At 38.8% G+C, this 12,898-nt stretch carries 12 protein-coding genes; 6 read left to right on the forward strand and 6 right to left on the reverse strand.

Features of this window, described 5'->3' with window-relative positions; all coding sequences use genetic code 11:
• Positions 1–156 precede the first annotated feature (156 nt).
• Both pncA and F935_RS15715 read left to right on the forward strand, forming a co-directional pair.
• Entirely contained in the window at positions 157–801 is a 645-nt protein-coding gene (gene pncA, locus F935_RS15710) for a bifunctional nicotinamidase/pyrazinamidase (RefSeq protein ID WP_035366354.1), read from the forward strand.
• A gap of 40 nt (positions 802–841) precedes the next feature.
• Positions 842–1,804: a bile acid:sodium symporter family protein gene (locus F935_RS15715; RefSeq protein WP_016139781.1), complete on the forward strand. Its 963-nt coding sequence runs from the start codon at positions 842–844 to the stop codon at positions 1,802–1,804.
• A 4-nt stretch (positions 1,805–1,808) separates the two neighbouring features.
• Here F935_RS15715 and F935_RS15720 read toward each other — a convergent pair whose 3' ends face one another.
• A complete protein-coding gene (locus tag F935_RS15720) occupies positions 1,809–2,279 on the reverse strand; it encodes a 2-thiouracil desulfurase family protein (protein WP_016139782.1) in 471 nt (156 codons plus the stop codon).
• A 528-nt stretch (positions 2,280–2,807) separates the two neighbouring features.
• Here F935_RS15720 and hppD point away from each other — a divergent pair.
• On the forward strand, positions 2,808–3,863 hold the full coding sequence (hppD, locus tag F935_RS15725; protein ID WP_016139783.1) for a 4-hydroxyphenylpyruvate dioxygenase: 1,056 nt from the start codon (positions 2,808–2,810) through the stop codon (positions 3,861–3,863).
• A gap of 66 nt (positions 3,864–3,929) precedes the next feature.
• Here hppD and F935_RS15730 read toward each other — a convergent pair whose 3' ends face one another.
• The 4 genes from F935_RS15730 to fahA all read right to left on the reverse strand — a co-directional run bounded on the left by F935_RS15730 (position 3,930) and on the right by fahA (position 7,497).
• Positions 3,930–4,709, reverse strand: coding sequence for an IclR family transcriptional regulator (locus tag F935_RS15730; protein WP_016139784.1), 780 nt, complete (start codon positions 4,707–4,709; stop codon positions 3,930–3,932).
• A 295-nt stretch (positions 4,710–5,004) separates the two neighbouring features.
• Positions 5,005–5,553 (reverse strand): VOC family protein, encoded by a 549-nt coding sequence (locus F935_RS15735; protein ID WP_016139785.1) that lies wholly within the window; start codon positions 5,551–5,553, stop codon positions 5,005–5,007.
• A gap of 17 nt (positions 5,554–5,570) precedes the next feature.
• A complete protein-coding gene (gene maiA, locus F935_RS15740; protein WP_016139786.1) occupies positions 5,571–6,203 on the reverse strand; it encodes a maleylacetoacetate isomerase in 633 nt (210 codons plus the stop codon).
• Positions 6,190–7,497, reverse strand: coding sequence for a fumarylacetoacetase (gene fahA / locus F935_RS15745; protein ID WP_016139787.1), 1,308 nt, complete (start codon positions 7,495–7,497; stop codon positions 6,190–6,192). The genes maiA and fahA overlap by 14 nt, the downstream gene beginning before the upstream one ends.
• 357 nt (positions 7,498–7,854) lie before the next feature.
• On the opposite strand from fahA, the gene F935_RS15750 reads away from it, so the two are divergent.
• From F935_RS15750 to zigA, 3 genes are all read left to right on the forward strand, one after another.
• A complete protein-coding gene (locus F935_RS15750; protein WP_016139788.1) occupies positions 7,855–9,243 on the forward strand; it encodes an amino acid permease in 1,389 nt (462 codons plus the stop codon).
• Between the two features lie 164 nt (positions 9,244–9,407).
• Complete coding sequence (locus tag F935_RS15755) at positions 9,408–10,085, forward strand: D-Ala-D-Ala carboxypeptidase ZrlA (protein WP_016139789.1); 678 nt, start codon at positions 9,408–9,410, stop codon at positions 10,083–10,085.
• A 148-nt stretch (positions 10,086–10,233) separates the two neighbouring features.
• A complete protein-coding gene (gene zigA, locus F935_RS15760) occupies positions 10,234–11,499 on the forward strand; it encodes a zinc metallochaperone GTPase ZigA (protein ID WP_080645635.1) in 1,266 nt (421 codons plus the stop codon).
• 33 nt (positions 11,500–11,532) lie between these two features.
• Here zigA and F935_RS15765 read toward each other — a convergent pair whose 3' ends face one another.
• The gene (locus tag F935_RS15765) at positions 11,533–12,645 is read right to left on the reverse strand and encodes an acyltransferase family protein (protein ID WP_016139791.1); all 1,113 of its coding nucleotides are present in this window, start codon (positions 12,643–12,645) and stop codon (positions 11,533–11,535) included.
• Positions 12,646–12,898 lie beyond the last annotated feature (253 nt).

Genomic DNA, 12,898 nt, shown 5'->3' on the forward strand with positions numbered 1-12,898 from the left:
CGTAAACTTGAGGAAAAGATAGGATGTCTTGGTATTGCAGGGGTGAGAAGGGTCAGTAAATATAACAATACAGCTTGATTCGACTGAGCCTTACTTAATATGGGCTTTTTTTATGGCAAGATAGAATGCAATTTCCCGATTGGGATTGAAGATGACATGAAAATGAATAAACAACCAAAAAATGCGGTTTTAATTGTAGTTGATGTACAAAATGGTTTTACACCGGGTGGAAATTTAGCAGTTGCCGATGCTGACACAATTGTTCCAACGATTAACCAACTTTCTGATTGTTTTGAAAATATTGTTCTGACGCAAGATTGGCATCCCGATAATCATATTTCTTTTGCACAAAACCATTCGGGTAAGCAGCCATTTGAAACTATTGAACTCGACTATGGACCGCAGGTACTTTGGCCTAAACATTGTGTACAAGGCACCAAAGATGCCGAGTTCCACCCGAATTTAAATATTCCGAAAGCTCAACTGATTATTCGAAAGGGCTTTCATGCTCATATTGATAGCTATTCGGCTTTTATGGAAGCAGATCACGCCACAATGACGGGGTTAAAGGGTTACTTAAAAGAGCGTGGCATTGATACGGTTTATGTAGTCGGAATTGCGACGGACTTTTGCGTGGCATGGACTGCTTTGGATGCAGTTAAGCAAGGTTTTAAAACTTTAGTGGTTGAAGATGCTTGTAAAGCTATTGATCTGAATGGTTCGTTAGAACAAGCATGGCAAACCATGCAGCAACTAGGAATTGTTCGTATTCAATCAACTGATCTGTTGGGTGACCGCTAAGTCTATTGGTCTAGTATTTTAATTTTTAGGGATAGAAAGTATGTCTGCATTACTGCGCTTTACCCAATTTATTCAAAAAACGTTTGCCTTATGGGTGATTGTTTTTGCAGCACTAGCGCTATGGCAACCTGAATTTTTTGTTTGGCTCAAAGCATACATTCCATGGATTTTGGGCATTATTATGCTCGGTATGGGAATGACCATGACTGTAGATGATTTTAAAGGAGTATTGCAAAGCCCTAAAGCTGTGTTGATTGGGGTAGTTGCCCAGTTTGTGGTGATGCCCGGTTTAGCATATGTTCTATGTAAATTATTTAATTTACCGCCTGAAATTGCGGTGGGTGTGATTTTAGTGGGTTGTTGCCCAGGTGGAACGGCTTCAAACGTGATTACCTACATGGCCAAAGGCAATGTGGCTTTATCGGTAGCCTGTACATCGGTATCTACGCTTTTAGCGCCCGTATTAACACCAGCGATTTTTTATTTACTTGCTAGTCAATGGTTAAAGATTGATGCAGGCTCTATGTTTATTTCTATTCTGCAAGTGGTGCTACTTCCTATTGTGGTTGGTCTAATTTTAAGAACATGGCTCAAGCGTCAAGTCGAATCCTATATTCAAGTCATGCCGTTAGTTTCCGTTATTGCAATTGTAGCGATTGTGGCCGCCATTATTGGTGGGAGCAAAGCAGCTATTCTACAGTCGGGCTTGCTCATTTTGGCTGTAGTGATCTTGCATAATGGATTTGGGTATTTGTTAGGTTTTGCAGCAGCACGTTTCTTTAAATTGCCTTATGCAGACAGTAAAGCCATTGCCGTTGAGGTAGGGATGCAAAACTCAGGCTTAGGTGTTGCGCTTGCAGCAGTACATTTTGCGGCTTCCCCGATTACCGCAGTACCAAGCGCGATTTTCAGCCTTTGGCACAATATTTCTGGGCCCGCACTTGCGACTTATTGGGCAAGTCGTACAGAGGTAGACAAATCCATTCAAGTAAAAGCTGACTAATTCACTAAAGAGGATTGATAGCTAACCAATTTTCAATTTCATTTTCAGAAATTACTTCAAAACCATGGTGCTGCAATAGTGCCGTGGTGATTCCCGTTCCTGTAATTTTTTCGCCTTGAAAAGTCCCGTTATAAATTTTTTGACTACCACAAGAAGGGCTATTTTCCTTTAAGACCACACAGCTTGCTTTTATTTGCTGTGCAATTTCGAGAGTACGGTAGGCACCTTTTAAATATAAATCTGTCACATCTAAACCAGATGAATCGGTAATTATGGCTTTGCCATTAAGCACATCTTGACCTGTTCCTCCCACAATTTCTGCGGGTAAGCGCAGAGTGCTAAAACCACCTAATAATTCTGGACAAAGCGCATGAGCTTTTTTATTAATTACCAGTTGTTTAAGTAAAATATTTAGGCAAGATTTACCATCGTAACGGACGGGTTCACCAATTAAACATGCACTGACTAAAAGCATAGTTTTCCAAAATCAAAACAATTGAGACTTATTGAATATAAAGAATCATAAACAGAATATGAAAGATGACAATTCATTTTAAAAATAGACAAATTAAAAGATTACCAAAATTATGTAATTCATAATTAAGTTATGTATTGCATAATTTAATTGTTTTTAGTAGCATCTAATTCAAGGTAAATGGCCATTGGAGATCCAACAAGGATGTTGGTCTCCATAAATCTATAAATGATTTTTAGGAAAAGACGATTTTTAAGGGTTTATTGAAAAATCTCAATCGTACTTTTAGATAAGAAAGGACAGTGTGTATGGAAAACAAACACCACATGGAACGGAAATTAATCATCAAAGGCTCTACGCTCATCATATCTTCGTTTTAAGGATTCGTTTTTTTCTCATAGGATGCGTGGGTTAAGGCATTTTGACGGTTCAAATACTCACCCAATGATTACGTATTCTATAGAGAAAGGAGCTGAGTTCATCAGCAATAGAGATAAACGGAACAGGTAATCACCAGAGGGAAACTAGATGGATATTTTAGAGAACCCATTAGAATTATGCGGTTTTGCATTTATTGAGTTTGTTTCAAAGGAAAATGAATTAGATCCAGTTTTTGAAACAATTGGCTTTTCAAAAGTAGCCAAGCATAAATCGAAAGAAGCGTACTTATGGCGTCAAGGAAATATCAATATTATCCTGAATTATCAGCCAGAATCTTATGCTTCATTCTTCTTTAAAGAACATGGTCCATCTGCATGTGCGATGGGTTTTAAAACACGTGATGCAGCAAAAGCTTTCCAAAAAGCAGTAGAGCTTGGCGCTGAACCAATGTATTCAAAAGTTGGGCCAATGGAGCTTAACATTCCGGCAATTAAAGGTATTGGTGGCATGCCAATCTTTTTAGTTGATCGTGATATCTATGAAAATGACTTTGTCTTCTTTGATGATGCGAAAAGACATCCAGTAGGCGCAGGTTTAAACGAGATTGACCACTTAACTCATAACGTCTACAAAGGCCGTATGGAGTATTGGGCAAACTTCTATGAAAAAATCTTTAACTTCCAAGAAATTCGCTACTTTGATATTAAGGGCGAATATACAGGCTTAACGTCTAAAGCATTAACAGCGCCAGACGGCATGATCCGTATTCCATTAAACGAAGATTCGGACAAAGGAAACGGCCAAATTGCAGAGTTCCTATCTGACTTTAATGGCGAAGGGATTCAACATATCGCGTTTATTTGTGATGACTTAATTTCGACTTGGGATAAGTTAAAAGGCCTCGGTCTGAAATTTATGACACCACCGCCAAATACGTATTATGAAATGCTACCAGAGCGTTTACCTGAGCATGGTGAGCCGACAGACGAGTTAAAACAGCGTGGTATTTTGCTAGACGGCAATACTAAAGATGGTCAGAAGAAACTGTTATTGCAAATTTTCTCTGAAAACATGATTGGTCCAGTCTTCTTCGAATTTATTCAACGTAAAGATGATGATGGCTTTGGTGAAGGTAACTTCAAGGCATTATTTGAGTCAATTGAACGTGACCAGATTCGCCGTGGTGTTCTAGAAACTAAATAAGCTGAGCTTTGTTTCTGATCTAAAAAAACCAAGAGTTTGATCTCTTGGTTTTTTTATCGCTATTGATTAGCGACTTTTAATATATTGATTAATGAGCTTCACTTCACTTTTTAAGATTTCAATCGTTTTACTGTGAGGGTCGACTGGTAAAAACATTTCGCTATCCAGTGCGACAATACAAAACTCGATGCTTTGATTTGAATTAAACACAGGTAAACCAACAGCATTAATTCCTGTTAGTAAATCACCTTTCGCTGCCGACATTTCTTGCTGGCGAATCGTTTCTTTAAGCTCTGTAAACGCTTGCCAGTTTTGTGGTGCGATGTTTAGACCAAGTTCTTGATACTTTTGCCACTCTGCTTCCATTAATGGACGAACAAAATGCTCTGGAAGATAAGAAGCAAATAAACGTCCAGCGGCAGAATTGACTAAAGGCATAATTGAGCCGACTTTGGTGACAATCGAAATAGGGTGGTTTGATTCAATCGATTGAACAACTACAGGGCCTTTAGGCGACCATTTACTAATTTGTATGCCGCAACCAATTTTGTTTTGTAGGTCGTAAATTAAATGCTGTACCAGTTGTAGGGTGTCGCTATGCTGAACACAGTTTAGACCTAAGCGCCATGCTTGATCGCCCAAAGCGTATTGGCCATCATCAAGTTGTTTTGCATATTCCATGCGAATAAGACTAACGAGATAGCGGTGTACCTTCGCAGGATGCATTTCTAGCTTACTGGACAGATCTTTGAGAATAATAGGTTGATTGTGCTCTAAAAGGGCATTTAGTACAGATAAACCGACTTCAAGTGATTGAACCCCCCCAGATACTTTTTCTTCAATCATTTAAATACCCTTAATAAAGTTACTTCAGTTGTTAAACAGTGATGTTCAAAACATAAATTGAAATTGCTGCGTTTTACATCATGCCTGAGCCTAGTGAGAAATAGAAATCACCTTTTTCTATTAGCGAAATTGGCATGTTTAATAATCAACAATTTTCTAAAATCACCATACTCTCATTTGTAGCGCAAATTTCTAGAAATTTAGCAGCTTTAAATAATATAAATCGGCATTGATACAGAACAGTTCATTCAAACAATTCTAATCAATGCCGACTTTTTAGATCGATCTTTTAAAATTAGGTTCCTAACTCTTCTTCATGCAAGAAATGTGTGTGGTGAGGAGCACGTTTAGTTTTGCTCCATTCCTCAAGCATTTCTGCTTTCATTTCTTCAGTAATTTTTGCAATTTTTTCTTCAGCGCGCACATCGTTATAGGTAAGTTCTAAACGGTGGCCATTTGGGTCAAAGAAATAAATTGAGTGGAAAATACCATGATTAGTTACGCCCAAAACTTTCACACCATTTTCTTCTAAATGTTGCTTCGCAGCCATCAGCGCATTTACATCTTCAACTTCAAAAGCAATATGCTGTACCCATTGAGGCGTATTTTCGTCTCGGCCCATTTCTGGTTGAGTCGGCAATTCAAAAAATGCCAAAACGTTGCCTTGACCTGCATCTAAGAATAAATGCATATATGGGTCAAAAGCTTTAGTTGATGGGACATGGTCTTCAGCAAAAGCTAAAATGAAGTCCATGTTGAGCATTTTTTTATACCACTCAACAGTTTCTTTTGCATCCTTACAACGATATGCAACGTGATGTATTTTTTTAATGGCAAATGTCATATTAAAACTCCTTTTTACTATTCCCAATCTGGTTGTTGTTCTGGCGCTGCGTTATAAAAGGCTGGGATAGACAAACAATGGTGATAAATCGATTCAATTTTTGGAAACGCAGATAAATCAATCTTGAAGCGTTTCGCGTTGTAAACCTGTGGAATCAGACAGCAATCGGCAATTGTTGCTTCGTGTCCAAAGCAAAATTGGCCATTCGAATTTTGTAGTTGCTGTTCCAGATTTTGAAAACCTTCAAGAATCCAGTGTTGATACCAGTAATTTTTTTGCTCATCTGAAACATTTAACTCATTTTTTAAATATTTCAGAATGCGCAGGTTATTTAATGGGTGCATATCACAGGCAATAGCTTGTGCAAAAGCACGGACTTTGGCACGTTCTTGCACATCTCTTGGGAGTAATTTGGTTTCTGGATATTGCTCATCCAGATATTCCAAAATACTTAACGATTGAGACAAGGTTAAATCGCCGTCAATTAAAGTCGGAACGAGAGCACTGCGGTTTAACTTTAAATAGTCTTCGCTTTGCTGTTCATTTTTTACTAGATGAACTGGAACAGTCTCATAAGCTAAACCTTTAATGTTTAGACCAATCCGTACTCTGTAGGCTGCAGAGCTACGAAAGTAACTATACAGCTTCATAGTCTGGCTCCGAAGTTTCTGCAAAGTCGAACGTTAATGCAGGAAGAACCGTGTTTCGAACTTCACCAAAGCCAATGCGAATACCATTTTTTTCACAGTGGCCTTTCATAATGAGCGTATCGCCATCTTGCAAGAAACCACGAGTTTCGCCGTTAGCCAGTGTCAGAGGTTTAGTGGTGTTCCATGTAAGCTCAAGCAAACTGCCATAAGAGTCAGGTGTAGAACCTGAAATCGTGCCTGAACCCATTAAGTCACCTACTTGAACGTTACAGCCGCCAATGGTGTGATGAGTGAGCTGCTGAGACATAGACCAATACATATATTTAAAATTGGTTTTGCAGATCACGTCGCTTTGCGCCGATTTCGGGCTTTGAATTTCAACACTCAAGTTAATGTCATAACTGTTGGCGATATTTTCTTGTAAATAAGCTAAAGGTTTAGGTTCTTGTTTTGGGCCTTCGACTTTAAATGGCTCAAGTGCTTCAAGTGTTACTACCCAAGGTGAGATGGCACTGGCAAATGATTTTGAATTGAATGGACCTAAAGGCACATATTCCCATTGCTGGATATCGCGTGCTGACCAGTCATTGAGTAATACCATTCCAAAAATATGGTCCCAAGCTTTTTCAATCGAGATAGGTTGGCCAAGCCCCGTCGGCTTACCAATAACAAATGCTGTTTCAAGTTCAAAATCGAGTTTACGCGATGCAGAAAAAACTGGGCGCTCTTCATTTGGAAGTTTAATTTGTCCAGATGGACGCACGACTTGAGTGCCACTGACTACAACAGAGCTAGCACGGCCGTTATAACCAACAGGTAATTCAGTCCAGTTTGGCAGTAAGGCATTTTTTGGATCACGGAACATACAGCCCACATTGGTTGCATGTTCTTTAGAGGAATAGAAATCGGTATAACCAGGTACTTGAAGAGGTAAATGCAAAGTAACGCTGTCTTGTTTAACTAAAACTTCTTGGCGTAATGCTTCATTTTCTTGAAGTGTTAAATTTTCAACTGAAAGAAGAGACTGTAGTGTCTTACGAACTTTTGACCAGTTCGCTTTGCCAGACTCAATAAATTTATTCAGTGTCGGCTGGTTAAAGTATGTGTCTTGTTCTGAGAGTTTTAAAAGACCGTGCTTTTCAAGAGCAGCGAGATCAAGTACCCAATCACCAATAGCCACACCAACCTGACGCTCGCCATCAGCTGTTTTACTAAAGATACCATAAGGCAAATTATGAATAGTGAAATCTGATTGAGGTGAAACTTCAATAAAAGAGTTTAGTTTTTGTTCCATTTTCGCGTCCTTGTCTTTATCTCGGGTCTTATACAAATAAAAGTTCGGTCTAGGACTGAGCTACTCAATAAGTTTTTAACCTTTGCTTAGATCATCTTTTGTCTTATGAGTTTGATATAGACCGAGCACAACCAATTGCTTCATGTCCCTATAATACTGAATTCATAAAATTACGCAATACATAATTTAATTACACATTTCATAATAATTGTCATTTCTTGTATTTTCTGTTTTCATTCGCGGTCATGAGAAAAGTCACGCAATTATTTTTTCATGAATCTCTATGAAAGTTTGATTAATTTATGATATACGTAATTTATTGGAAGAAAATTACGTGACAAGGATGAGAATAATCATATGTCAGCACAAGAGCAAGGAAACCTGAAACATGGTTTGAGTAATCGGCACATCCAACTTATTGCATTGGGTGGGGCGATTGGTACAGGGCTTTTTCTTGGTATATCACAATCGATTAAATTAGCAGGTCCATCGGTCATCCTTGGCTATGCAATTGCAGGATTTATTGCTTTTTTAATGATGCGTCAGCTTGGTGAAATGGTGGTTGAAGAGCCTGTAAGCGGGTCTTTTAGTCATTTTGCCTACAAATATTGGGGACCATTTGCAGGGTTCATGTCGGGATGGAACTATTGGGTACTCAATGTCCTCGTCTGCATGGCAGAATTAAGCGCAGTTGGTCTTTATATTCAATATTGGTGGCCACAAATTCCAACTTGGGCATCTGCTTTAACCTTCTTTGTCTTAATTAATGGCATTAATCTGCTACACGTTAAGTTTTTTGGCGAAATGGAATTTTGGTTCTCTATTGTCAAAATCTTGGCAATTGTGGGAATGATTGGTTTTGGTTCATATTTACTTGCAACTGGGACAGCAGGCCCACAAGCAAGCATTTCTAATCTTTGGGCACTCGGTGGTTTTTTCCCATTTGGTGTTGAAGGCTTAGTCATGGCAATGGCGGTCATTATTTTTGCTTTTGGTGGTATTGAGCTTTTCGGTATTACTGCGGCTGAAGCACGTGACCCTGATAAAACTTTACCTAAAGCTGTGAATCAAATTATTTACCGTATTTTGATTTTCTATATTGCGACACTTTTTGTTTTATTCTCGCTATTCCCTTGGAACCAGATGGCAGAAGGTGGCAGTCCGTTTGTAATGGTATTTGCTTCTTTAGATAGCCAAGGAATTGCAACGTTATTGAACTTTGTGATTTTGACTGCTGCGGTTTCAGTTTATAACGGTACGAGTTATTGCAGTAGCCGTATGCTATTGGGCCTTGCACAACAAGGAAATGCACCAAAAGCATTTGCACACATTAATAAACGCGGTATTCCAACCAATGCAGTGATTCTTTCTGCTGCTGTGACTATTTTATGTGTATTGTTAAATTATATTTTCCCTGAAAAAGCTTTCGGTTTACTCATGATGCTCGTGGTTGCAGCCATTGTGATTAACTGGGTGGTAATTTCGTGGACACATTTAAAATTCCGCAAATATATGCAAAGCCAAGGTCAAACTACTAAGTTCCCAAGCTTTATGTACCCATTTAGCAACTATTTATGCATCGTGTTTATGTTAGGCATTTTAATTGTGATGTCTTTAACACCAGATATGCGTACTGCGGTCATGATGATTCCTGGTTGGATCTTATGTTTGATGGTGGCTTATCAATTTAAACGCCGGAAATTAAAGGCTGAGCAGTCTTTAACCGCCGTAGAAGCAGATATTTAATAAGATAGTAAGTTGTAGCTAAAAAAGGACGTATCTCATACGTCCTTTTTTATTTTTAAAATTTAGCAACAGAAATTAAAAGATTTTATTATTGTTATAATATAACATTTCTTCAATTTAATGATGAGCAGTTTTCCCATTTTTGGTGAAGATAGAGCATATTTATGAAGCGTTATTTAGGTTTACTTTTATTATCTCTCACGGCTTGTAGTACTCAAACACCCAAGCCAACAACTCCTCTGCGCACCCACACTTTGCCTCAACCTACAAAAACAGTGGTTAGAATAAAGCAGCAACCCGAAGATTATGTGGCTTGGATCGCAACCGCAGATCACGGACAGTCTGTACAAGCTTATAAGCAATTTCTTAAGCAAAAAGGGCTTGCCAATTTAGTTCCAGACCATGAGTTATTACGCTCGGCTCGCGATTGGCAAAAATGTGGAGTTGAACCGTATGCGGTGCCACCAAGAGAGATTTGGTCCAACATCGTTCCGACGCTTAGCATTTTAAAAGCATTAGTTGACGATGGGGTGATTAACGATTTTGAAGTGACATCGGCCTATCGAGCTTTATCTTTAAACCGCTGTGCGGGTGGTGCAGATGCTTCGCGACATGTCTTTAATGCAGCGCTTGATTTTCGAATTGGAGCAGAACAGCCTACAGATTTAGACCAGTTTAATATTCAACAAACCAAAACCAAACTTTGTCAGTTCTGGGAAACCAAGGGCCAAGCACTTAACATGGGGCTGGGTGTCTATGCTTCGGGACAAATCCATATTGATAGCCAAGGATTCCGTTCATGGGGACCTGACCATCACTATCGAACCTCGATTTGTCAGTAACTATAAAAGCAATTTTTTCAAAGACTAAAAGAGTTGGCTTAAATAAAACTAGAATAAAAACTTGATCAATAGTTATGTTATAACATAACATTATTGTGGTTTAGAAATAGATTACGCCTGTGATCTGGCCATACTTAAATGGCCAGCCATGATCAGTTTAAATATTATTCAAAGAGATCAAGCCATGCGCACTGCAATCGCCAACTCATTTGCCAAGCTTCCCGTCACTGTTTTATCTGGCTTTTTGGGTGCAGGAAAGACCACATTACTCAACCACATTTTAAATAATCGTGAAGGCCGCCGTATTGCCGTGATTGTCAATGATATGTCAGAGGTGAATATTGATGCGGCATTAGTACGCGAAGGCGGGGCGGAGCTTTCAAGAACAGATGAAAAGCTGGTTGAAATGAGTAATGGCTGTATCTGTTGCACGCTACGAGAAGATTTATTGGTTGAGGTTAAACGTTTAGCCGATGAAGGACGCTTTGACCAATTGGTGATTGAGTCAACTGGCATTTCTGAACCGCTGCCTGTGGCAGAAACCTTTACCTTTGAAGATGAAGATGGAAACTCACTCAATGAGTTTGCACGTCTCGACACCATGGTTACGGTAGTCGATGCTTTTAACTTTCTTAAAGATTACGGTTCAATGGACTCACTGCAACAACGTGGTGAGTCGCTAGGCGAACAAGATGAGCGAACTGTGGTTGACTTGCTTATTGATCAGATCGAGTTTTGTGATGTGATTATGCTGAATAAAATTGACCTGATTGATCAGGCTCAGCAACACCAGCTCATCGCAATTTTAAAAACTTTAAACCCGCGCGCTCGAATTGAAATTGCTCAATTTGGGAAGATCGCTTTAGATAAAATCTTAAATACTCAACTCTTTGACTTTGATGAAGCAGCACAAGCACCAGGCTGGTTAAAAGAATTACGTGGCGAGCATACGCCAGAAACTGAAGAGTATGGGATCAGTAGCTTTGTTTACCGTGCCCGTCGACCGTTCCATCCAGAACGTTTTTATGATTTGGTGCAGGGTGAATGGCCGGGTGTCGTGCGTTCTAAAGGCTTTTTCTGGTTGGCTGCTGAACCGACATTGGCTTATTCATGGTCACAAGCGGGTGCAATGGCGCGGCATGGCTTGGCAGGTTATTGGTGGGCCGCCGTTGCAGAAGAAGACTGGCCAAGTGACTTAGACAGCATCGAACAAATTAAAAAGGTTTGGGATGCTCAAACAGGTGATGCACGTCAGGAGCTGGTTTTAATTGGTATGCAAATGGATGAGCAAGCCTTAATACAACGATTAAACGACTGCTTATTAAGTGATGAAGAAATGGCTTTAGGACCACAAGCGTGGCAGAACTGGTCTAATCCTTTTAAACAAGAAGATGAAACCATGTTGATCGCTTAATTAAAAAAGCCCCTATTTAAAAGGGGCTTTGTTTTATGATTTCTCTTTGATAAAAATCTTTCGAATATAGCTATTAAGCGGTGTTGAATAATATTTTTCAATTGCCGCGCTAATGATGAAAGTTAGAATCAGATAGCCAATTAAAAGCATAATTTTGATGCTAGAGTCGGTTTGAGCTGGAATAAAAGCAACTTTCATAAGCCCCAGCACAACTAGATGAAACAAATAAGTTTCATAACTTCTTTGCCCCAACCAGACCATCACTTTTGTAAATAGGTTATGCGCTTGTGTTTCGGAAGGATGTTGAAAACACAAAATCAGTAAGCCTGTGGCAAAAGCAAATAGGCTGATAGCCCAAGTACTGACTTCTTTAATTGGCGCATATAAATATAGAGCGACCATGCTCAAAATAAGCAACCACGAAAGAGGTTTTTTATAGGCCCAATCTGGCTGATATTTATGAGAGAAAATAGCAGTTAAACAGCCAATTGCTATGCCATCAAAACTTGAAAAATAATGATATAAATAAGCACCGCTTTCTTCTCCAAAATGTAGAGACCTAAAATAAGGCCCGTATAAAATCACTCCAACAAGTACAGCAACAAAGACTTTATTACTGCGGGTAAGCAGGCACAATAATGGAAAAACAAAGTAAAAAACTTCTTCTACAGAGAGCGACCACAACACCCCTAAAGCGTAGTTGACCCAACCGAATTTAATAATCAGGATATTCATCCAGAAGGTTAAAGCCGCAAAAATTGTTAATGGATAGGAAACCTCAATGCCATTCGGAGCTTGGTTCATAAAGGGTTTTAAGTCAAATGAACCAAGTATGCTTACCCCTAAAATGAGTAATATCAGACACGGTAAAATACGCGCTGCCCGTCGGATATAAAAATGCTTGAGGTTAATTGCGGAAAATTGTTTGTCTCTTTTTAAAGTGTGATGGGTAATTAAAAAACCCGAAATCACAAAAAACATGGTCACGCCATAATTTCCGTTTCTTGCGATGACTGTGCTAAATGCTTCACCTAAGAAATCAAAACCTAACCATGTATCTTTAAGTTTATAAGGAATATTAAAATGATGTAAAAGAACCAAAAGGATAGAAATTCCACGAAGAATATCTATTTTATAATTACGCATTCGATGTGCTTCCAGTTTTATTAATATACTGTGTGGCAGAAGAATACTATCGATGAGTTATTTTAAATAAAAATTTTAAGCGTCATTTCGTAAACCCAAAAGGACCACACTTTTAAACTCTTGGATGGAGCACAGGGCTAGCAGAAATAACTATTAAATAAATATTAATAAAATCCTAATATATTTGAATTTATCTACATAAAACTTTAAATTAGCTCTTATAGAGTTATGTTTATTTTTTAAACTTTTTAAA

The sequence above is a fragment of the Acinetobacter calcoaceticus ANC 3811 genome (assembly GCF_000399665.1).
GTDB lineage: Bacteria > Pseudomonadota > Gammaproteobacteria > Pseudomonadales > Moraxellaceae > Acinetobacter > Acinetobacter calcoaceticus_B.